This is a genomic window from Streptomyces sp. NPDC025833, assembly GCF_055558055.1.
This window is the reverse complement of sequence record NZ_JBVHNF010000002.1, coordinates 205,956-227,510: the sequence shown is the minus strand read 5'-3', so window position 1 is coordinate 227,510 and position 21,555 is coordinate 205,956. Positions and strand designations below refer to the sequence as shown.

The window sequence follows — 21,555 nt, the reverse complement described above, 5'->3', positions numbered from 1 at the left end:
GGCCGGAATTTCGGAGCCGCCCCGCCCCTGCTCCCGGCGTCCGCGGGCGCGCGCCCCGCTCAGAGGCCCATGACGTCGAACAGGGCCGCCGGGTCAGGCTCCGCGGAGTGGTCCAGGCGCTGCTCGGCCCAGATGACCTTGCCCCGGGCCGCGTAGCGGGTCCCCCACAGGTCCGCGAACTGGGAGACGAGGAACAGGCCGCGGCCGCCCTCGTCCGTGGCCGCCGCCTGCCGCAGCCGGGGCGAGGTGTTGCTGCCGTCCGACACCTCGCAGACCAGGCTGCGGCCCAGCAGCAGCCTGACCCGCACGGGCGGCGCGCCGTACCGGATCGCGTTGGTGAGCAGCTCGCTGAGGATCAGCTCCGTGGTGAACGCCGTTCCCTCCAGCCCCCAGTCGGCCAGCCGCCGGCTCACCTCGCCGCGCACCTCCCGCACGGCCGTCACGTCGAACGGCACGTCCCACACCGCGACGCACGAGGGCGCCAGCAGCCGGGTCCGGGCGACCAGCAGCGCGACGTCGTCCCCGGGATGCTCCGGCAGCATCGTCTCCACCAGGGCCCGGCAGGTCTCCTCCGGTGCCGGGTCCGCGCGGGCGACGGTCGATCGGAGCGCCTCCAGACCCTCGTCGATGTCCCGGCCGCCGCTCTCGATCAGACCGTCGGTGAACAGCACCAGCCGGCTGCCCTCGGGCAGGACCAGCTCGCCGGCCTCGAAGGGGTGCCCGCCCACGCCCAGCGGAGGTGACAGGGGGAGGTCCGGGAAGGTCACCGTGCCCTCGGGGTCCACCACGGCGGGCGCGAGGTGCCCGGCCCGGGAGAGCGTACAGTGCCCGTTCACCGGGTCGTAGACGGCGTACAGACAGGTCGCGCCGGTGAGCGGGACCGTGTCGTCGTCGGCGGACGCGGCCTGCGTGTCCAGCCGGGTCACCATCTCGTCGAGGTGCCCGAGCAGCTCGTCCGGCGCCAGGTCGAGCGAGGAGAAGTTCAGCACGGCCGTGCGCAGCCGGCCCATCGTCACGGCGGCCTGCATCCCGTGCCCCACGATGTCCCCGACGACGAGTGCCACGCGGAACCCGGGCAGCGGGATGACGTCGAACCAGTCGCCGCCCACCCCGGACCGCGCCGGCAGGTAGCGCGAGGCGATCTCCAGCACGTCCTGCTCCGGCAGGCCCAGCGGCAGCAGGTTGCGCTGGAGCGTCACGGCCATCTCGTGCTCGCGCGAGTACCGGCGCGCGTTGTCGATGGCGACGGCGGCCCGGGCCACCAGCTCCTCGGCCACGGCGACGTCCTCCTCGTCGAACCGGGGGGAGTCCGCGCCGCGCCAGAAGCTCACCAGGCCGAGGACGATCCCGCGGGCCCGCAGCGGCACCGAGATCAGCGAGTGGATGCCGTAGTCCAGCGCCTCCCGGGCCCCCTCCGGGTCCTGGGACCGCCAGTCCTGCGCGGTGTGCAGGTCCGGCACCAGGACGGCCCGGCCCCGGTGCAGGGCCGCGGCCATCGGGGTGCCCGCCATCACGAACCGGATCACGTCGCCGACCGGCTGCAAGGGGTGCCCCGACCGCCTGGCGCGCAGCGCGGTGCGCCGCATCTGCCGCACCGCGCTCGTGGGCTCCTCGCCGCGCAGCACGCTGTCGAGGAGCTCGACGGTGACGGCGTCGGCCATCCGCGGCACCGCCACCTCGGCCAGTTCCTCGGCCGTCCGCCGGACGTCCAGCGTGGTGCCGATGCGCATCCCCGCCTCGTACAGGTACGACAGCCGGCCCCGGGCCAGCTCCGCCTGCCCGGACAGCGCCCGCAGCTCCGTGGTGTCACGGAAGGTGGCGACCAGCCCCTGGGCGCCGCCGTAGGGGGCGGTGAGCCGGATGTTCACCGCGAGCAGCCGGTCCCCGGTCGGGATGACCTCGTCGGACACGGCCTCGCCCGCCTCCAGCAGCCGCGTCGGCCCCGGCGCCAGGCCGAGGTCGCGCACGTGGCGCTGTTCGATGTCGCGGGGAAGGCCGAGCAGCCGGCGCGCCTCGTCGTTGGCGAGCAGCACGCGCCCGTCGCCGCCGATGATCAGCACGCCCTCGCGCACCGCGTGCAGCACCGCGTCGTGGTGCTCGTACATCCGGGTCATCTCGACCGGTCCGAGCCCGTGGGTCTGCCGCCGCAGCCGCCGGCTGACCAGGGCGGCGCCGCCCGTCGCCAGGACCAGCGCTCCGGCCGCCGCGCCGAACAGCAGCGGCAGCTGCCGGTTGAGCACCTGGCCGACGTTGGCGTACTCGATCCCCGCGGACACCATGCCGACCACGCGCCTGCTGGCGTCGGTCACGGGGACCACCGCGCGCACCGCGTCGGCGGGCCGGCCGTGGAACGTCTCGGTGAAGGTCTCCCCGGCGGCGGCCCGGCCGACGCCCTGGGTCTTGGTGCCGATCAGGGCGGGGTTGGTGTCGGTGAGCCGGACCCCGCTCGGGTCCAGGACGGTGATGAAGTCGACGCCGGACCCCTTCACGGCCTGTTCGGTCTCCGGTTGCAGCTTGGCCGTCGGGTTCGGGGACTGCAGGGCGAGGGCGGTGCCGGGGGCGTGGGCGAACGCCTCGGCCACGGCCAGCGAACGGTCCATGGCGCCGCGTTCGGCGTCGTAGCGACCCTGCACCACCAGCGCGGCGGCACCGACCGCGACCAGCAGCAGCACGATCAGGGCCTGGAACAGGAACACCTGCGCGGCGACCGATCGGACGCTCAGGGACGGCGAGAGACGGCGCCCGCGCAGCGGCCGAGGCCACCGGCGACGGGACGCTCCGGGGGACCGCCGTGCGCCGGTCGGCGGCGCCGCTCTCGCCCGAGGCCGGCGGGAACGTCCGCTCATCTCCCTTTTCTAACACTGCTGCTCCCTCACCGGCGACCGTTGTGTCCGCGGATGCGTGTCCGCGGACGGCGGCAGCGCCCCTCTCCGCGCGCCCGTGCCCGGCACCGGCTCCGACCGGACGCGGGGCCCCGTACCCGTGTGCCCGCCGCCCGGCACGCCCCGGCGGACCGCGCCGCGCAGCCCGGCGGAGGCGTGCGCGGGCGTGCCGTGCGGCCCCGCTTACGCCGACTCGCGTGCCGCGGGAACATGCCGTTGAGTGGAGCAATACCGGTGTGCCGCCGTCCGGCGGACCAGGCTGGGAGTCTTGTCGAGTTCCGGTGACAGGAGTCCGTGTGCGAGGACCACGTATGCCGAGACCCGGTCATACCGGTCGGGACCCGGAGAACGGCGCCGGTGCGCGGACGCGGTTGACGGCGACCCCCGCGTGGATGCGCTGGCTCCCGGTCCTGTACGTCGCGGTCGTCCTGCTGCTGGAGCCCGTCACGCCGGTGCAGTGGCCGGTGAGCTTCGTGCTGATCGCCCTGCCCCTGGTGACCGCGTTCGCCCACGGGCCCGCCGCCGTCGCCGTCGCCACGGTCTTCGCCGTCCTCCTCGAAGGCGTCCTCGCCAGCACCCCGTGCTGCGCCGGCCGGCCCGTCAGCTACCTGTGGGAACGCCACTACGTGGCCGCCTACGTCTGCACCACCCTGGTGGGCGCCCTCGGCACCATCCTGGCCGTGCACCGCATCCGCCGGGAACGCACGCTGGCCGACGTCCGCTTCGTGGCCGACATCGCCCAGCGGGTCCTGCTCCGGCCGGTGCCCCACCGGATCGGCGACCTGCTCCTGGCCAGCCTGTACCTGTCGGCCGCCGCTGAGGCGCGCATCGGCGGCGACCTCTACGAGGCCGTCCCCACGCCGTACGGGGTGCGGCTGCTCATCGGCGACGTCCGGGGCAAGGGCCTGCTCGCGGTGGAGACCGCCGCGGCGCTGCTGGGCGCCTTCCGGGAGGCCGCGCACGACGAATACGCCCTCCCCGCGCTCGCGGACCGGGTGGAGACGAGCATGAACCGCCGGGCGACCCTGCTGGGCGGGTACGAGGTGGGCGAGCGGTTCGTCACCGCCGTGTTCGTCGAGATCCCCGTGGGGACCCCGCTGATCCGCGTCGTCAACTGCGGTCATCCGCCCCCGGTCCTGATCGGGGCGGGCGGGGTGCGCGAACTGGACAGCGGCCGGTCCGCTCCGCCGCTCAACCTGGGCATGCTGCTCGGGGAGCCGTACCACGTCGACACCTACGACTTCCGGCCCGGCGACCAGATCCTGCTCTACACGGACGGCATCACGGAGACCAGGAACCCCGGCGGCTCGTTCTACCCCCTGCTCCAGCGGCTGCGGTCCTGGCGGGCCCTGCCGCCGCGGGGGCTCCTGGAACGGCTCCACCGCGACCTGCTGGACTACAGCGGCAACCGCCTCCAGGACGACATCGCGGCCCTCGCCGTCTGGCGCCCCGCGGGCGAGGGGGCCGTTCCGCCGCCGTCACCGGCCGGCTGAGGGAGGGTGAGGGCGCAGCGCGCGGGGCGCCGCCGCGGGTCACGGCGGATCGACGGCGAGGGCGTCGACCACGGGCTGGAGGCGGCCCCCGTGGCGTTCCGCGACACGCCGTTGCAGCGCGGAGCCGCTTCCCCGGCGGCGGACGTCGTCGAGCCAGTCGCCCACCCGCCGGTCGTCGCCATACCTGCCGAGCTGCGGCTCGATCCGCTTCCACAGCTCCTCGACCAGCCGGTCGACGGCCGTGGGGGCGCAGTCGGGGGTGTGGGTGGCGGGCAGCACGCCGGACGTCCCGTGCCGGGCGGCCTGCCAGCACGCCGCCCGCAGCAGCGGGTCGGGCACCTCGGGCGCGGGCTCACCGGCGCGGACCGCTTCCACGGCGCCGCCGACGAGGGCGCGCACGAGCAGCGCGTAGCCGATGGTGGTCGCGGCCCCGGGCATGACGTCGGCTATGCGCACCTCGATGGTGGGCAGGTGCGGCGAGGGCCGCACGTACCAGTAGACCATCGCCGGGTCCATCACCGCCCCGGTGGCGATGAGCTGGCCGACGATCCGGTCGTGGTGGGCGACGTCCCGCAGGCGCGGCGGAGGACCGGCCGAGGGCCACCGCCCCCACATCATCGAGCGCCAGCTCGCGTACCCGGTGTCCGCCCCGTCGCTGTACGGGGAGTTGCCGGTGAGGGCGAGCAGCAGGGGCATCCAGCCCCGCAGGTGGTTGACCGCCCGTACGGCCTCTTCGCGGTCGGCCACCCCCACGTGGACGTGGCAGGCGTTGACCCCCTGGTCGTGCAGGAGGGGGCCGAAGCGGTGCGCGAAGGCCCGGTAGCGCGGCTTGTCCTCGACGGGCGGCGGGCCGGGCCTGCCGAGCACCGCGGTGCCGCTGGGCACCAGCAGGCAGCCGTGCTCGGCGGCGGCCCGGGCCGCGCCCGCCCGCAGCCGCACGATCTCCGCCTCCAGTTCGGCGGCGGTGCGGCACACCGCGCTGACCGTCTCCAGCTGGGCCTGGGAGACCTCGGCGACGGCATGGCCCGCGCCGACGTGCCCGAGGGCGGCGCGCACCACCACGGGAGCCCGGTGCACGGCCGCCCTGCTGTACCGGTCGGCCAGGACGAACTCCTCCTCGACTCCGACCGTCGGTGGTGCGCTCACCTCGGCCGGGACCACGGGCGCACCGGCGGAGGCGGGGATCACGGCGTCAAACGGCTCTGGCACGTCCAGCCCTTTCGGAAGACTCAGACACCGGCATGCACGTGCGGCGGGCGCTCCACGGCCCGCGCCCACTCCCGCCGCACTCGGCGGCGTGGGCCACTCCCTGTCGAACAGCGGGTGCAAGCATGGTCGTCCCGCGCCGGGGGCCCGGCAAGCGGGTACCCGGTCACCATCGGCCCGCGCCCGGCGCCGCGGACCCGCCCGGCTGCCGGGGGAGCGCCCGCCCGGCCGCGGCCGGGAGCGGGTCCGGCGGCCGTCCGCGGACGGCGCGTGGGGCGGGGTGGGCCCAGGGTGCGTGCGGAGAGAGGTGCTTCCTGTGGCCGAAAGCGGAAGGGAGCCCCGGCCGCGCACGCGGAACGCCCGCCGACCGAACCCACGCGTGCGGCCCGCTCGGCGCACCGCGTGGGCGAACCCCGTACCACCCGGCCCGGCCCCCACGGGCCGGGACGACGGCCCGCGGGGGCGCGCGGGTCACGAGTGGCCGGCAGCCTGGCACCGTGCTCACCGGGTGCCGTATTACTGGGTGGGTTTCCGCAAACTCCACCAGGCAAGGGGCGCCGATGACGGACCGTACGGAGTCGATCGAATCGATGGAGCAGCTCGCGGTGGTCTGGCGGGCCATGGTGCTCGACCGCGACCCGGACGCCGACGTGCGCGACCTGCCGGGCATCGCCGTGCGCTGGGCGGACTGCCGCTTCGCGTTCTGGAACTGCGTCACGCTGACCGACGTGGGCGCCGACCCGGCACTCGTCGAGCGGCGCCTGGGCGAGGCGGCGGACATCATGCGCGGCAAGCGGCACCCCGGGTTCCTGTGGCTCTTCGAGGACCTCCTCGACGACGAGGCCCGCGCGCGGGTCCGCTCGGCCGCCGCGCAGGCCGGCCTCGCGTACGCCTTCCCCGGCACCGGCATGGCCGGGGACCTCCTGCCCGTCCCCGAGCCGTCCCACCCGGACCTGGCGTTCGCGCGCGTGACCACCGACGAGCGGCTCCGGGCGTACGCGGACCTGAACTCGCGCGCCTACGGGTTCCCGCTGGAGGACGGCCGGGACGGGCTCCTCGGCTCCACCCTGTGGAAGGACCGGGTGCATGCCTACCTCGGGGTCCGGGACGGCGTCCCGGTGACGTGCGCCGCCACCGTGGAGGCGGACGGCCGGCTGTTCGTGGTCCTCGTCGCCACGGCACCGGAGTGGGAGCGCCGGGGGTACGGCGAGGCGGTGACCCGCAAGGCGCTGTACGAGGGGGGCCGGGCCACCGGCGCGACCCGCGCCACCCTGCACGCGACCGAGGCGGGCGCCCCCGTGTACCCGCGCATCGGCTTCCGGCCGAACTCGCCGGTGCACTTCTACGGCCTGGCGGGCTGACAGCTCGCGGACGCGCCCCCGCCGTTCGCGCGTTCGGCCCTGACCGCCGCCGGGTCGCCGCCGACCTCACACGAGGAGGGAGACCTCACACGAGGAGGGAGACCGCGGCGGCGACACCGCCGAGGCCCAGGGCGACGGCGGCGGCGGTCCAGCCGCCCGCGCCCCAGCGGAAGAACCGGTCGGCCGCCAGCCGGCCCGGGCCGATCGCGGCGACGGCGAGGGCGACGACGGCGATGGCGATGTTGTACTCCACGCCGCCGTCCGTGTCCCACAGGCCGTGCGCCCAGGTGACGGTGACCATGGCGTTGATCATCACGCCGATCAGGGCGGCCGCCGCCAGCGGCGTGAGCAGGCCGACGGCCAGGCCGAGACCCCCGAAGAACTCGGAGAGGCCGCCGATCACGGCGAAGACCTTCCCCGGGTGGTAGCCGAGGGCGTCGAGTCCCTTGCCGGTGGCCGTCAGTCCCTGCCCGCCGAACAGCCCGAACAGCTTCTGTGAGCCGTGCCCGGCCATGAACAGTCCGAACGCCAGCCTCAGGAGCAGCAGCCCGCAGTCGCCGGCGGTCACCCGCCGCTCAGGGCCCTGCGGGGCCGGCTGACGCAGGAAGACCGAGGCCCGGCCCATGTCGTGCTTGGTCATGTGAGTCTCCGGTACGGACGCCGGGACGGGTGCTCCCCCAGCCGGGTAGGGCGTCGTTCCACCGGTCGGCGGCGCGCCCGCACGTCCCGCGGAGTGCCCACCGCCCCTACCGATGCTTCCGCAAGGGCGCGGTGTCCGCACATCGGGAGACGGCCGCCCGTCCGGCTCCCGCCCGGGGACGCCGGGCCGCCCCTCGGGCGGCCCGGACCCGCGGCCGGATCAGATGGTCATCGACTCCTGGAGCCAGCGACTGATCCGGTACGGCAGCCACCAGGCCAGCGGCCCGACGTCCAGTACGAGCTTCTCGCCCCGGAAGTCGTCGAGGGCGTCCGCCGGCACCGAGTCCGCCGGTGTCCCGTACGCAAGCCGCTCGATCGCCTCCCGGTAGTGCGGCTCGTCGGCGGTGAAGCGGCGCAGCTCCCCCCACCGGCGGTCCCGGATCTGCACGAAGCCGGGACCCTTGCGCCACAGGCACTTGCACAGGTAGTGGCCCTGCCGCCAGGCGCGCAGCGCCTCCTCGGCCCCGGCGGGACCCTCGATGCTCCGGGGCGGCTGGAGGTGGCTGAGGACCTGCCAGCCGTCCCCGGGGGCCGCGGGCAGCCGCAGGTCCCACTCGACGAGGACGGCTCGCGCGGTCAGATCGCGCACCAGGCTCAGCGCGGCCACCGCCTCGGCGGCCTCCTCGGGGCCGGCCGGGTCACCGAGGTCCACGACCGCGTCCAGCCGTACCCGCCGGGCGCCGAGCTGCCAGAGCCGCTCGCTCTCGCCCCGCACCGGGCCCGGCAGGGCGAGTTCGCCGAGGAACATGCCGGGGAGTTCGCAGGCGGAGGCGTCGTAGTCGCGCCAGGCGAGGACGGTGGGCGGGCTCGATGTGCTGGTCGTGCTCATGGACGTACTCCTCCTCGGGGCGCGGTCAGGCGTGGACGGGCTCGGCGGGCGTGGACCGCGCCGCGTGCGTGTGGCGCATGAAGTCGAGCCGCAGCAGGTCCTCGTTGACGGCGGCCGGGGCGATGTGCACGTACTGCCCGCCGTCGGTGAAGACGATCCCGAGCGCGGTCCAGGAGTCCAGGAGCCGCTGCACGGCGGCCTCGTCGCGGGCGGCACCGGGGGCCTTGCCCGCGGCCTTCCGGGTGAGGGCGCTGACCGCGTGCGGCTGGTCGAGCAGGCGGAACAGGGCCAGCTCGAAGGGGTCGGTCAGCTCCGCCGTCCGCCAGTCGAAGGCGCGCCGCCGGGAGACCAGCACGATCCGCTCGCCCAGGTCGGTGTGGGTGAGCCGGGCGTCGGCGTGGTGCTTCTTCCACGCGGCCAGGGCGTCGTTCAGCGCGGTGACCGTGGGCTCGCCGATGCCCCGTGCCGGCGCCTCGAAGACGTACGCGAGGTCGTACAGCTCCTCCTCCGGCAGGTCGTAGGTGAAGCGGTAGTGCTCCTCGGGCCGCAGGCCGGTGAAGCCGAGTTCGGGGCGCTCGAAGTACGGGCTGAAGCGTTCGATGGCGATCCGGGCCGACAGGTCGACCGGCGGGTCGAGGTGCTCGAGCGCCGGGATCTGGGCGATCACCGGGTCGTAGTCCTGCGCGGTCTCGCCCGGGAAGCCGTGCAGGTAGTTCCAGGCGACGGACAGGCCGGTCTCGGCCCCGTCCCGCAGCATCCGGACGTTCTGGCAGCCGCTGACGCCCTTGTCCATCAGGTCCAGCACCCGGTGGTTGAGCGATTCGATGCCCGGCTGGACGTAGATCATCCCCGCGTCGGCGAGCGTCCGGAGCTGGGCGCGGCGCATGTTCGCCTTGATCTCGATGTGCAGCCGCAGGTCGTACTCGCTGTCGATGATCCGGGGCAGGACGGTCGTCAGGTAGCCCATGTCGAGGATGTTGTCGACGACGTACATGTCCAGCACGCGGTGCCGGCGGGCCAGCTCGATGATCTCCTGGTAGAAGGTGTCCGGGCTCTTGGAGCGGAACTCCATGAACGAGCCGTTGAGGCCGCAGAAGGTGCAGTGGTGCTTCTCGCCCCACCAGCAGCCGCGGGCGCCCTCGACGACCAGTTTGGGCTCGACCCAGTTGCGGGCGACGGACCCGGCGAGGCGCTCGAAATAGCCGCTGTAGTCGGGCGGCAGGATCGCGGCGGGCGGCAGCGGGCGGGTCGCCATCGCGTTGGCGACGCTCTCCCCGCCGGGCCCCCGGTGGCACAGGCCGGGCACCTCGGTGAGGTCCGAGCCGTCGGTGAGGGCGGTGAGCAACTGGGGGAAGGCCGCCTCGCCCTCGCCGCGCACGACGTGGTCGACGAAGGGGAAGTTGCGGTGCACCGCGGCGCCCTGCGCGCCGTCGCAGTTGGCTCCGCCCATGACCGTGACGATGTGCGGGGCGAGCTGCTTGACCCGGCGGGCGGCGGCGAGCGCCGCCGCGTTCTGCTGGAAGGTGGAGGTGAAGCCGACGACGTCGGGGGCGTACTCGACGATCCGCCGCGCGATCTCGTCGACGAACTCCGGCACCACCTGGTGCAGCGCCTTGGTCATGGCCATGCGCGACTTCTTGAGCTTCCCGCGCATCACCGCGGTGAACTCCTCCTCGCGCCAGTGCGGGTCGTCGTAGAGGGCCGAGGAGAACACCCAGTCGCCGCAGCCCATGAAGTAGGAGGAGAGGGCGTAGTACTCGTAGTCGTCACCGGTGAACTCGGTGCGTGCGGTGATCCAGTCGGTGAATTCGAGATTGGCGTGCAGGACCTCTGCCGAGGCGCCGGGCACGCGCTCGTCCACGCTGCGTTTGAGGATTCCCAGCGCGAGGGACGGAAGGTCGATGGGCGACCAGGGCATGTTGACCAGCAGGACACGCATGTCGGCTCCTCGGAAATCGGGTACCGGCCGGCCCGGTGGGACACCGGGCCGGCCGGCGGGGGTCAGTCCTCGTCCGCGTCCTCGGCGTTGCGGAACGGGACGGTGACGGTGATGCCGACACTCGGCTTGCGGTTCTCCTCGTCACCCGCGAGCGGGTCGTTGTGAATGACGTCCTTCTGCATGGGTCCTTCTCCTCTCGGTGATGTGTAGGGCGGGGTGGTGCTCCCCGCTCCGGGCGGAGCGGGGCGTCTGGGGGTGGCGTCCGGCGGTGCCGCGCAGCTCGCGGTCGAGGAAGACCACGGCCCGGCGGAGCACGGTGACGTGGTCACCGCCGTCGTAGCCGTCGTGGCCGGAGTCGAGCCACAGCGCCTCGTGCCGGACGCCGGCGGCACGCAGTGCGGTGAGGTAGCCCTGGATCTGGCCGGGCGGGCACTTGGCGTCGTGCCGGGCCGCCACCACGAGCAGCGGGGAGCGGACCGCGGCGGCGTAGTGGATGGGCGAGCTGCGCGCGTAGCGTTCGGGGACCTCCTCGGGCGTGCCGCCGAAGAGCCGTTCGTCCAGGGCGCGCAGCGCCGCGGTGGTGGTGCGGTGGGCGGCCACGCAGTCGGCGACCGGCTTGACCGCGACCCCCGCCTGCCACAGGCCGGGGCGGGTGCCGAGGGCGAGCAGGACGAGGTAGCCGCCCCAGGAGGTGCCCCACAGCCCCACGGCGTCCCCCCGGACCAGCCCGCGGGCGACGAGGTCCGCGCGGACCGACGCCAGGTCCTCGACCTGGGTGAGGCCGACCCCGTCCCGGAAGGCGCGCCGCCAGCGCGGCCCGTACCCGGTGGAGCCGCGGTAGTTCACCCGGGCGACGGCGAAACCGGACGCCACCAGGGAGTGGACCACGCCGTCGTAGGCGTCCCGGTCGTGGTCGGCGGGGCCGCCGTGCACCAGGAAGACCGCCGGGACCGGGCCGCGCGGCTCGTCGGGCAGGCTGAGGAGGGTGTGCACGGGCCCGTCAGGACCGGGCGTCCACACGTCCCGGTGGGAGCCCGGCATCCGGTCGGGGAGCACGGGCAGCACGGGCAGGGCGGTGCCCCCGGTGGAACAGAGCCGGGGCGGGTCACCGGCGGCAGTCCACAGGTAGTGCAGGTCGCCCCCGGGCCGGGTGGCGGCGTCCAGCACGGTGCCGGGCGGGACGGGGACCGGGGTGAGCGTGCCGGCGCCGAGGTCGGCGCGGTGCAGGGTGGAGCGGCCGTGTCGGTCCTGCCGGACCAGGACGGAGCGGCCGTCCGCGTCCCAGCGTGCCGTGATCTCGGTGTCGAAGGCGCACCACTCGTGGGTGGTCCGCCCGGTCGCGGGCCGCCACGACGCGAGGACGTACCGGTCGCCGTCCTCCCGGACGAGGAGGAGTTCCTCGCTGTCCGGGGCCGGGGAGAAGCCCAGCGACCACAGGCGGCCCGAGTCGCCGCCGGGCAGGACGGCCTCGACGGCGCCCTCGCGGGTGACCACGGTGACGGACTCCGCCCCCGCCAGCGCGAGCAGCCGGCCGCCCGGCGTGACGCCGGTGAGCGTGACGTGGCCCGGGACCCGGAGCACCGCGCGGCCTTCGCCGCCGCGCGGGCCCACGTGGACGGTGGTGACGCCGGCGTCCCCCGCGGCGACCGCGACCGTGCCCCGGTCGCTCACCGCCAGCCCACGGGGGAACCCGGCCGGCACGCCCGTCAGCCCGGGCCGGTCGGCGCCGCCGGTGAAGGGCTGGAACCGCCAGCAGCCCCGGCCGCGCTCGTCCTCGTCGAACCACCACACGTGCGCGTCCCGGTCGACGGCGCCGTGCAGGGTGCCGCGCGGGCGCCGGGTGACCTGCCGGGCCCGGCGGGTGTCCGCGTCCCAGGTGAACACCTCGCAGCGGCCCTCGGCGTCGGAGGTGAACACCATCTTGTCCGGGTCCCCGGCGCACACCTCCGGCAGCGCGGCCCGGTACACCTGGTAACCGCCGCTCATGCGGGCACCTCCGCCGTCAGGACGCCGCGCACCCGGCGCCGGGAGCTGTGCACCGCGAGCAGGCCCAGCAGCACCCCGCAGCACACCGCGGGCGCCGCGGGGGAGACCCGGTCGGCGAGGGCGCCGGCGACGACGGGGGCCAGCGCCGCGGCCCCCGTGGTCGCGGTGGCCAGCACGGCCCCGGTACGTGCCTGCAGCGCGGGAGCGGTGGTCTGGACGGCCCGCGACTGGAGCACCACGGAGGCCGGCGGCATCAGCAGGCAGACCAGGCCGAACAGCAGCCCGTACGCCCACGCGTCCGTGACGGCGGCCAGCGCGACGGCGAGCGGGACGAGCAGCCAGGTCACGCCGGTCACCACCCGCGGGGCGCCCAGACGCCGCGCCACCGCCGGGGTGGCGAGCGCCCCCACGAGCCCGGCGGCTCCCGACAGGGCGAGGACGGCACCCAGTACGGCGCCGGAGTGGCCGTCGCGCTGGAGGGTGAACACGGCGCCGTAGTACAGCGCCACCACGACCGCGTTGACGGTCGTCCCCCACACCAGCACCAGCCGCAGCAGCGGGGACGAACGCACCAGCCGCAGCCCGGCCGCGCCCTCCTTCAGCAGGCTCCGGCCGGTCTCCTCGCGGGGCGCGGGCGCCGTGAGGTCCGTGCGCATCGCGGACACGCACACGGCGCTGACGACGTAGGAGAGCGCGTCGGCGAGGAACGGCAGGGCGCGGGCGGCCTGGTAGAGGAGACCGCCCAGCGCCGGGCCGGCGACCAGCGCGCCCTGGTCCGCGGCGGTCAGCCGGGCGATGGCCCGGGGCTGCTCGGGGCCGGGGCAGACCAGCGCGACGGTGCCCCGCGCCGCCGCCTCGAAGCAGGCGGTCGCCAGCCGTTCGACCAGCACGGCGGCGAGGACGAGGCCGAGGGGCGGCCGCCCGGTGGCGAGGGCGAGGCCGACACCGCCCATGGCGAGCGCGGAGACGGCCGCGGACCCGACCATCACCCGCTTGCGGGCGCCCCGGTCGGCGGGGACGGCGACGAGCGGGCCGAGGACCAGTCCCAGGGCGGTGGAGACACCGGCGATCAGGCCCACGGTCTGGGGCGAGTTGCCCAGTCCGAGCAGGAGCAGGGGCAGGACGGTACCGGACGCCTGGCTGCCGACGCCGTCGGCGGCGCCGGCCCACCACAGCAGCCGGAAGTCGGCGGTTTCCGCCCGGTGGTGGGACGGTCGTGCGGGTGACACTGGCCGTTCCACGAAGCACCTCACCGGTGTGGCGAAAGCGTGCAGAATGTGTGGCGGGAAGGAAGCGAGCGGGATCCTAGGCGGCCGGGAACCGGCGTCACAAGAGCCGGGCGCGGGTGGCCGGATTCGTGCTGTGCCCGGGGCGTGAGGGGAAGGTCCGCCCGGTGCGCAACTAGAGGTGATCATTCCGCGCAAGAGGGGAAACCGGCCCCGTTTCCTCCAGCACGAATGTGCGACGGTGCCCGCGTCCCGCCCGACGGGGACGGAGGCGGGAGGCCGGCCGCGCGGCCCCCCGCCGGTGTCACGGGAGCACGGGTGGGGCGCCGCTTTCGACCGAGAACGATTGCCCTGCCGTGACGCCGGAACGGGGCGCGCGCCCTCGCCGCCCGGCCGGGACCGGCCTGTCGGGGACACCTGCCGACGGCACCTGCCGACGGTGGTGGTGGCCGGTGCGGGCGGGGCCCGTACGGGCGGCGGGTGGCCGGGCGTGCCGCTGATCGCCGGGTGCGGCGGAGCGGTACGCCACCGCCCGTGACAGCCCGATCACGGAACTGCGAGACTGGCCCCCTCGGCGGCCCGCGGGCGGTGGGCGGCGAAGAGGCGAGGAGCCACAGTGGCCGGTCAGCACCATGCCCTGCCGGAGATCGCGGCTCCCGCCGACGTATGGCTGCTGGTGCGGCACCGGCCGACCGTGCTGCGCCGCTCCACCCGGGAACTGGCGACGGCGCTCGCCGCCGCCCACGGCCCCCGCTTCGCGCTCTGGCACACCGACGAACTGCTCTTCGGCGTCCGCGGCGGCCGGCTGACGCTCCACACCCTGGGCGGCGTCGAACTGCCCGCGCCCCGGGTGGTGTGCGTGCGCCAGGTGGCCGGCCCGATGCACAGCGACCGTGAGGTGACCCTGCTCCGGCACCTGACCCACATGGGCAGCACCCTCGTCAACGCGCTGGACGCCCAGCTCAAGTCCCGCAACAAGCTCTGGCAGCTCCAGGAACTCGCCCTGGCCGGGCTGCCGGTGCCGGACACCCTGTCCTACGCCACCGCTCCCCTGGAAGGCGTGGTCCGCAGCCCCCACCTGGACACCCCGTGCGTGGTGAAGTCGGTCAGCGGTGCGAAGGGCGGCCAGGTCTTCCTCGCCCCCGACCCGCACCTGCTCCGCGAGGTGGCGGGCAGCCTCACCCGGGACACGCCGTTCCTCTTCCAGGAACACGTGGCCCACTCCCACGGCCGCACCCTGCGTGTGGTCGTGGTCGACGGCGAACCGGTCGGCGCGGCGCTGCACACCTCGGCCGGTGGCGGCCTCGCCGCCAACATCGCCAAGGGCGGCTCCGCCGTCCCGTGCCCGGGACGCCATCCGGTGGCGGAGGAACTGGCGGTACGCGCGGCCCGCGCCCTGGGCCTGGACATCGCCGGGGTCGACCTGCTGTTCGCCTCCCCGGACACCTACACGATCTGCGAGGTGAACGCCGTACCCGGATGGCGGCCGGAGATGACCGCGGTCGTCCCCGCCGTCACCGCCTGCGTCGCCCGCCACCTGGCCGCCCGCGAACGCGCGGTACCGCGTCGGCCGTAGTGCCGGGCCGGGCCAGGCCGTGTCGGTCGTGGTGCCGGGCCGGGCCGGTCCGTTTCGGCTGTCGCCCCCGTACCGGGCGGGCCCGCGTCGGTGCCGGCCATGGTTCCCCGCCGGGCGGGTCCCCGGCGGATCGCGAGCCCGTCCTCAGACCGGACGGCCGGGTGGGTACCGGACCTCGCCCGTGCCCAGTCCGATCACCGCCCGTGGCCGCATGGGCCCGTCGTCGCGCCGGGAGAGCACCACCACCTCCTCGACCACCGCCGACAGCGCGCCGAGCCGGACGGCGCACTCGGGGGCCAGGCGCTCCGGGTCCCGGGTGCGGCCCAGGGAGAGGTGCGGGGTGAAACGCCGGTCGCGCCCGTGGCAGAGCGGGAACCACCGCTCCAGCTCCCGCTGCAGTCCCTGCCAGGGCGCCGCCCCGGCGGCCGCCGGATCGATCCGGACCGTGGCGTAGCGCCGGTGCCGAAAGAAGCGCACCCCTGCCAGGCGCGCCGTGAACGCCGTGCTCCGCGCCGCACCGGCGCACAGTAGCGGTACGGCCCGCGCGAACTCCTCCTCCGGCACGAACCCGAACAGCAGGTTCACGTGCGGCGGCCAGCGCCGTACCTGCGGGTCGTGTTCGCGGCGGATGTCCTGGATCGCCGGCCAGAGCTCCGGCGGCGGCAGCCAGGCCACCGCGGTCCGGGGTGTCGGCGCCACCGTGAGCGCGTCCACCGGTTCGGCCCCGCCGGGGCCCTGGATCCCGTCCACCGGGCCATGCTCGCAGACAGCCGGGCCCCCGGCCCCGGTGGACGAGCCCCCGTGCCGCCGGGCGCGTCCACCGGGTGGGTGCACGCGGCCGGGGCGCGGGGGCTCGTGGCCGATGCGGCCGTCGTCGTGCGGCGGCCGGCCGGCCGTGCTCGTACCGTCCTACGCGGCCAGGGCGTGGCCGGGGTGCAGCACGACCTTGGTGTAGCCCTCGATGCGCTTGTCGAACTTCTCGTACGCCTGCGGGGCCTGGTCCAGCGGCAGTTCGTGGGAGACCACGAAGCTGGGCTTGGCGCGCCCGGCGATGATCATGTCGCGCAGCTGGCGGTTGTACCGCTTGACGTTGCACTGCCCGGTGCCCACCTTCTGGCCCTTCTCGAACATCCTGCCGATCGAGACCAGGAGCTGGCCGTGCTTGGCGTGCTCGTCGGGGCCGCCCGGGTCGGAGGGCACGTACAGACCCGGTATGCCGAGCCTGCCGGTCGCGCGCACCGTCTCGACCAACTCGTTGAGGACGATGGCGGGTTCCTCGTGGCTGGTGTCGTGCGACTGGGCCTGGTACCCGACGGCGTCCACTCCCTTGTCGGTGCCCTCTCCGTTCATGTGCTCCTTGATCTGCTCCGCCGGGTCCCCCTGGGTGAAGTCGATGGGGACGGCCCCGATCTCCTCCGCCTTGGCGAGCCGCTCGGGCACCCGGTCGACCGAGAACACCTTGGCCGCGCCGCGCAGCAGCGCCGAGTACGCGGCCATCAGGCCCACGGGTCCGGCGCCGTAGACGGCCACGGTCTCACCGGGCGAGACCTGGGCGAGTTCGCAGCCGTGGTACCCGGTCGGGAAGATGTCCGCGAGCAGTACGAAGTCCGTCTCGAACTCTTCCCCCGGCGGCAGCTTCAGGCAGTTGAAGTCGGCGAAGGGTACCCGGAGCCGCTCCGCCTGACCGCCCTTGTACGGGCCCATGGCGACGTAACCGTACGCGCCGCCGGCGAACCCGGGATTGACCGTCAGGCAGAACCCCGTCTCTCCGGCGAGGCAGTTCTTGCAGAATCCGCACGCGACGTTGAAGGGCATCACGACACGGTCGCCGACGGAGAGGGAAGTCACGCCGTCGCCGACCTCCTCGATGACACCGAGGTTCTCGTGCCCGAAGACGATGCCCGGCTCGGCGGCCGTGCGGCCCTCGTACATGTGCAGGTCGGACCCGCAGATCGCGGTCGACGTGACCCGGACCAGCACATCGTTGGGGTGCTGGATCCGCGGGTCGTCGACGTCCTTCACCGTGACGCTGAAGGGCCTTTCGTAGACGACGGCTTTCACCTGTCTCACCTCCGCGTCGAGCGATCGAAGGCGGCAGCGAGGCCAGGCCGGTGCCGGGGCCGCACGAAGGGCCGGCCCTCGGACCGAGCCGGGCCCGGGCGCTCGCTTCACCGCCGGTACTTCCAGGGAACGCCCGCGCGTCGGGAGGTGCAACCCTGGTCCCGCGCCGGGGGGCGACGGGGAGGTCTCGGGGCCGGCTCCGCACCGGGCTTCGTCCGGAACGCCGGTGTCGCACCCGGTTCGCGGGCGGGTGCCCGCCGGGGGTGCGGGCCGTCCGGTGGCCGGGGAGCGGCGCCGCTCGGACACTGGCCGTGGAGGGCCTTCGGCGGGCCACGCCGGCGCCGGGCCGCCGGGAACGCCGGTACGGGCGTCGGTGCCAGGGCCGGCCGCGGACGGTGAAGGGCTCCTCCGGCCCGGGGCCGGCCCCTGCCCCGAGCCCTGCGGAGCCCTTGGCCTCGGAGCCCTGGCCGGTCCCGGTCAGTGGGGTCGGCCGGGGGCCGGGTCCTCGGCGGCGGTCCTCAGCTCGCGCAGCCAGGCGTCGAGGCCCTGGCGGAGGATGCCGGTCGCGGTCGGGACGTCGGCGTCGACCTGGGGCCCGGTGTGGGTCTCCTCGGTGCGCACGCGGACGCCGTCCCGCACCGGGACGAAGGTCCACACGTGGACGCCGTCGATGCGCAGTCCGTCGCCCACCGCCGGGCCGGTCCAGCGGACGCAGGTGCCGGGGCGCAGTTGCCGGACCGTAGAGGTGATCTCCAGCTCGGTGGCGGGGGTGGGGTTGGGGGGTACCGGCGTCGTCCAGCGGAACGCCGAACCCGCCCGCAGGGGGCCGTGGTCGAGGCGGTTCGCGGTGGTCACCGCCGTCTGCCAGGACGGCCAGCGGGCGACGTCGGTCTGTAACCGCCACACGGTGCGCAGCGGTGCGTGGATCAGGGTCTCGGCCCGGTACCGGACCCGGGCACCGGGGTCGACGCCTTTCCCGCCGCAGGTGAGGGAGGTTCCCGGCCGGTGCGGGGCGGCCCCGGCCGGAGCGACGGCGGTACCGAGGAGGGTGACGGCGAGCGGAACGGCGAGCAGGGCGGCGCGGACACCGGCGGTGCGGATCGCGGACATGGCTGTTCCTCCGGGGGCGGGGTTGCGGGCTGCGGATGGCAGAGGGTTTCTCGCGTTCGTTAGAAGTTCTAACCGACGGCGTCGGTGAGGGTCAATAGCGACAGTGATACCTTCTAACCACCGGTCCGGTGGCGATGTGGGAGACGGTCGTGGGCAAGGCGGAGACGGGCACACCCCGGGAGCGGTACCGCGCCCAGGTGCGGGAGGAGATCAAGAAGCAGGCCTGGGAGCAGATCGCGTCCGCCGGTGCGTCCGCCCTCTCCCTGAATGCCATCGCCAAGCGGATCGGCATGAGCGGGCCGGCCCTGTACCGGTACTTCGCCGGCCGGGACGAACTGATCACCGAACTCGTCACGGACGCCTACCGCGGCCTGGCCGACGCCTTCCGGGTCCGGGCCGAGGAGGGGGCCGGCCTCGGCGACCTCGCGCACACCCTGCGGCAGTGGGCGCTGGCGGACCCCCAGCGGTACTTCCTCGTCTACGGCACACCGGTGCCCGGCTACCACGCCCCCGAGGACACCACCCGGATCACCTCCGAGATCATGGCCGTCGTCCTCGACGCCTGCGCCGCCGGACAGCCTCCCGCGGCGCCCCCGGCACCGCTGGCGGCACATCTGGAGGAGCACCGCGTCTGGGCCCGGCACCACCCGGCCCCGCCGTGGGCGCTGCGGCGCGCGCTGGCCTTCTGGACCCGGCTGCACGGTGTGCTCTCGCTCGAACTCGCCGGCCACTTCACCGGCATGGGGTTCGACCCCGCCCGGCTCTACACCGACGAGGCCGAAGCCGTCGCGGCGCTCTGACGCCGGGGCCGCTCGTCCGCGCGGCACCCGTGGCGCGCGGACCGGTGCCGGCGGGCGGAGGGCTCCCGGGCCGGGTGGCCCGGGAGGGCGCTCACGACAGGTCGTCGCGTCCCAGCCACGCGGGTCTGACCGGAACCCCGTCCGCGTACCGCTCGGTCTCGTCCGCCTCCGGCTCGGCCGGCGGTACGTCGGCGACGGGAGGCGCGGGTGCCGCGCTGTCCTCCAGCAGTTCCGCCACCGTGAACCGGGTGAGGAACGACTGCCAGGCTCCGTCGATGACGAGGAGGAAGCCGTCGCCGTCCCGCAGCAGCCGGCGCCGCTTCGGGCTCCTGGGGTGCTCGGGATCGTGGCCGCGCGCCCGCCGTTCCAGCTCCGCGAGCGCGTCGGCGCGTGAGCCGACGACGTGCGCCACCACGGTCGCCTCCACGCGCTTCCGGTCGCCGATGCCCACGGTCGTCTCGACGACGAGCCCCCATGTGGTCACGTACTCCGCCCCCTTGAACCTCGTACGGCCCCCACCCTAGAGGGCCCGCGGGGCACCCGGTCCTGGTGGTGGCCGGCCCGGTGCGGAGCCGCGTGCCGGACCCGGGAGGCCGTGGGGGAAAATGGTTGCCTCAAGAAACTAGAGTGACCGCGAAAGGCCCCGCATGCCGCACCTCACCATCGACTGCTCCTCCCGTCTGACCGGGGTCTTCGAGGCCGGCACCCTGGTGAAGGAGCTGCACCGGCTCGTCGTCGAGGGGTCCGGTACGACCGGTGTCTGCAAGACGCTGGTCCGCGCGGCGCAGACGTACGTCGGGGACGTGCCGAGCGGCGACGCCGCGTTCGTGCACGTGGAGGTGGGGCTCATGCCCGGCCGGCCCGAGGAGCGGAAAGCGCGGCTGTCCGAGAGCGTCCTGGCCCTGTTCGACAGGTACCTGCGGGCGTTCGGTGTGGCGGAGCCGACCGTCTCGGTGGAGGTGCGGGAGCTGGCCGGGTCCTACCGCCTGTCCTCGTCCGGACGCCGATCCCCCTCCGGCGGGCGCGCGGTCGCGGTGAACGTGACCGGCAGCCGGGCCGGGCCGCGCAGGCTGCCGGGCCGCCAGTCCAGCTCGGCCGGCGGTACGGCCAGGGCCAGCCCGGGCAGGCGGCGCAGGGCCGTTCCGATGGCGATCCGGCCCTCCAGCCGGGCGAGGGGCGCGCCCAGGCAGTAGTGGATGCCGTGTCCGAAGGCCAGGTGGCCGTTGTCGCGCCGGGTGATGTCCAGGCTGTCGGGATCGGGGAAGCGCGCCGGATCGCGGTCGGCGATGGCGCACGCGACGAGCACCGTCGCGCCGCGCGGGACGGTCACCCCGGCGATCTCCACGTCCTCGCGGGCGAACCGGGCGATGCCCGGACTGACCGGGCCGTCGTAGCGGAGGAACTCCTCGACCGCGTCGGGCAGCAGTTCCGGGCGGTCTCGCAGCAGGGCCAGCTGGTCGGGGTGGGCGAGCAGCGCGGCGATGCCGCCGCCGATCAGGTGGACCGTCGTGACGTACCCGGCCACCAGCAGCAGGAAGGTCATGGCGATCAGTTCCTCGTGGCTCAGCCGCCGCTCCTCGTCGTGGGCGCTGATCAGGGCGCTGAGCAGGTCGTCGCCGGGGCGGGCGCGCTTGGCCCCGAGGTGCTGCGTGACGTAGGCGTGCATCCGGCGCCACGCCTCGTCGACGACGGCCGGATCGGGCAGCCGCTCGCCGCGGACCAGCATGGCGTCGGTCCAGCGCTGGAAGTCGTGCCGGTCCTCCACCGGCACGCCGAGCAGCTCGCTGATCACGGTGACCGGCAGCGGCAGGGCGAAGTCCGCCACGAGGTCGGCCCGGCCGGCCGGCGCCACCGCGTCCAGCAGCCGGTCGGCGATCTCCTGGACGCGCGGTTGCAGTCCGGCGATCCGGCGCGCCGTGAACGCCTTCGACACCAGGCGGCGCAGCCGTGTGTGGTCGGGCGGGTCCGAGCGCAGCATGTTGCTCATCATCGACTCGCGCTCGAACGCGGGCAGCTGCCGCACGAGGCGCGCGTCCGAGGCGTCGCGGACGTCGCTGCTCAGCCTCGGGTCGGACAGCGCGGCGAGCCCGTCCTCATACCGTGTGACCAGCCAGGCGTCGAGACCGCCGGCGAGGACGGCACGGCGTACCGGGCCCTCCTCGCGGAGCTGCCGGTAGAGCGGGAAGGGGTCCCTCACGAAGGCGGGGTCGGCGTAGGGGAGCAGGACCGGCTGCTGGCTCATGGCGCCTCCCGGGGCATCCGCCACACGCGCGTCGCGGTGGTCGGCCGTGGGTGTGGGTGATGTACCCCGATTGTCCCGCCCGGTGCCCGCCGTCGCGCCGCCCGCCGCGCGGGAGTGCCCCCTTCGGTGCCACTTGGACCAATGG

16 protein-coding genes and 1 pseudogene are annotated in these 21,555 nt (G+C 74.9%); 5 read left to right on the top strand and 12 right to left on the bottom strand.

Annotated elements, in window-relative coordinates:
• Positions 1-59: 59 nt before the first annotated feature.
• Positions 60-2,846: a SpoIIE family protein phosphatase gene (locus ACZ4K2_RS03790; RefSeq protein WP_467470120.1), complete on the bottom strand. Its 2,787-nt coding sequence runs from the start codon at positions 2,844-2,846 to the stop codon at positions 60-62.
• 428 nt (positions 2,847-3,274) lie between these two features.
• Between ACZ4K2_RS03790 and ACZ4K2_RS03785 the strand changes: the two genes are divergently transcribed.
• Positions 3,275-4,375 (top strand): PP2C family protein-serine/threonine phosphatase, encoded by a 1,101-nt coding sequence (locus ACZ4K2_RS03785; RefSeq protein WP_467470119.1) that lies wholly within the window; start codon positions 3,275-3,277, stop codon positions 4,373-4,375.
• 39 nt (positions 4,376-4,414) lie between these two features.
• Here the strand turns inward: ACZ4K2_RS03785 and ACZ4K2_RS03780 are convergent, their stop codons facing one another.
• The gene (locus ACZ4K2_RS03780; RefSeq protein ID WP_467470118.1) at positions 4,415-5,584 is read right to left on the bottom strand and encodes a carboxylate-amine ligase; all 1,170 of its coding nucleotides are present in this window, start codon (positions 5,582-5,584) and stop codon (positions 4,415-4,417) included.
• Between the two features lie 557 nt (positions 5,585-6,141).
• Between ACZ4K2_RS03780 and ACZ4K2_RS03775 the strand changes: the two genes are divergently transcribed.
• Positions 6,142-6,942 (top strand): GNAT family N-acetyltransferase, encoded by an 801-nt coding sequence (locus ACZ4K2_RS03775; protein WP_467470116.1) that lies wholly within the window; start codon positions 6,142-6,144, stop codon positions 6,940-6,942.
• An 85-nt stretch (positions 6,943-7,027) separates the two neighbouring features.
• On the opposite strand, the gene ACZ4K2_RS03770 is transcribed toward ACZ4K2_RS03775, so the two are convergent.
• The 5 genes from ACZ4K2_RS03770 to ACZ4K2_RS03750 all read right to left on the bottom strand — a co-directional run bounded on the left by ACZ4K2_RS03770 (position 7,028) and on the right by ACZ4K2_RS03750 (position 13,624).
• On the bottom strand, positions 7,028-7,567 hold the full coding sequence (locus ACZ4K2_RS03770; RefSeq protein WP_467470477.1) for a DoxX family membrane protein: 540 nt from the start codon (positions 7,565-7,567) through the stop codon (positions 7,028-7,030).
• 234 nt (positions 7,568-7,801) lie between these two features.
• A complete protein-coding gene (locus ACZ4K2_RS03765) occupies positions 7,802-8,470 on the bottom strand; it encodes a DUF5825 family protein (RefSeq protein ID WP_467470114.1) in 669 nt (222 codons plus the stop codon).
• A 25-nt stretch (positions 8,471-8,495) separates the two neighbouring features.
• Complete coding sequence (locus tag ACZ4K2_RS03760; RefSeq protein ID WP_467470112.1) at positions 8,496-10,409, bottom strand: RiPP maturation radical SAM C-methyltransferase; 1,914 nt, start codon at positions 10,407-10,409, stop codon at positions 8,496-8,498.
• Positions 10,410-10,550: 141 nt separating this feature from the next.
• Complete coding sequence (locus tag ACZ4K2_RS03755; RefSeq protein ID WP_467470111.1) at positions 10,551-12,395, bottom strand: alpha/beta hydrolase family protein; 1,845 nt, start codon at positions 12,393-12,395, stop codon at positions 10,551-10,553.
• Positions 12,392-13,624: an MFS transporter gene (locus ACZ4K2_RS03750; protein WP_467470109.1), complete on the bottom strand. Its 1,233-nt coding sequence runs from the start codon at positions 13,622-13,624 to the stop codon at positions 12,392-12,394. The genes ACZ4K2_RS03755 and ACZ4K2_RS03750 overlap by 4 nt, the downstream gene beginning before the upstream one ends.
• A 613-nt stretch (positions 13,625-14,237) precedes the next feature.
• Here ACZ4K2_RS03750 and ACZ4K2_RS03745 point away from each other — a divergent pair.
• Positions 14,238-15,197, top strand: coding sequence for a RimK family alpha-L-glutamate ligase (locus ACZ4K2_RS03745; protein ID WP_467470108.1), 960 nt, complete (start codon positions 14,238-14,240; stop codon positions 15,195-15,197).
• 144 nt (positions 15,198-15,341) lie between these two features.
• Here ACZ4K2_RS03745 and ACZ4K2_RS03740 read toward each other — a convergent pair whose 3' ends face one another.
• The 3 genes from ACZ4K2_RS03740 to ACZ4K2_RS03730 all read right to left on the bottom strand — a co-directional run bounded on the left by ACZ4K2_RS03740 (position 15,342) and on the right by ACZ4K2_RS03730 (position 18,368).
• On the bottom strand, positions 15,342-15,947 hold the full coding sequence (locus ACZ4K2_RS03740) for a 2'-5' RNA ligase family protein (protein ID WP_467470106.1): 606 nt from the start codon (positions 15,945-15,947) through the stop codon (positions 15,342-15,344).
• A gap of 159 nt (positions 15,948-16,106) precedes the next feature.
• The gene (locus ACZ4K2_RS03735) at positions 16,107-17,258 is read right to left on the bottom strand and encodes a glutathione-independent formaldehyde dehydrogenase (protein ID WP_467470104.1); all 1,152 of its coding nucleotides are present in this window, start codon (positions 17,256-17,258) and stop codon (positions 16,107-16,109) included.
• Between the two features lie 477 nt (positions 17,259-17,735).
• Positions 17,736-18,368 (bottom strand): SRPBCC family protein, encoded by a 633-nt coding sequence (locus ACZ4K2_RS03730; RefSeq protein ID WP_467470102.1) that lies wholly within the window; start codon positions 18,366-18,368, stop codon positions 17,736-17,738.
• A 134-nt stretch (positions 18,369-18,502) separates the two neighbouring features.
• Here ACZ4K2_RS03730 and ACZ4K2_RS03725 point away from each other — a divergent pair, with 134 nt between their 5' ends.
• On the top strand, positions 18,503-19,168 hold the full coding sequence (locus ACZ4K2_RS03725) for a TetR/AcrR family transcriptional regulator (RefSeq protein WP_467470474.1): 666 nt from the start codon (positions 18,503-18,505) through the stop codon (positions 19,166-19,168).
• A 91-nt stretch (positions 19,169-19,259) separates the two neighbouring features.
• Here ACZ4K2_RS03725 and ACZ4K2_RS03720 read toward each other — a convergent pair whose 3' ends face one another.
• Positions 19,260-19,652, bottom strand: a complete 393-nt coding sequence (locus ACZ4K2_RS03720) for a hypothetical protein (RefSeq protein ID WP_467470100.1) — start codon at positions 19,650-19,652, stop codon at positions 19,260-19,262.
• A gap of 163 nt (positions 19,653-19,815) precedes the next feature.
• Here ACZ4K2_RS03720 and ACZ4K2_RS03715 point away from each other — a divergent pair.
• Positions 19,816-20,136, top strand: a pseudogene (locus tag ACZ4K2_RS03715) (5-carboxymethyl-2-hydroxymuconate Delta-isomerase); the annotation flags it as partial.
• Positions 20,137-20,147: 11 nt separating this feature from the next.
• On the opposite strand, the gene ACZ4K2_RS03710 reads toward ACZ4K2_RS03715, so the two are convergent.
• Positions 20,148-21,410 (bottom strand): cytochrome P450 family protein, encoded by a 1,263-nt coding sequence (locus ACZ4K2_RS03710; RefSeq protein ID WP_467470098.1) that lies wholly within the window; start codon positions 21,408-21,410, stop codon positions 20,148-20,150.
• Positions 21,411-21,555: the final 145 nt, after the last annotated feature.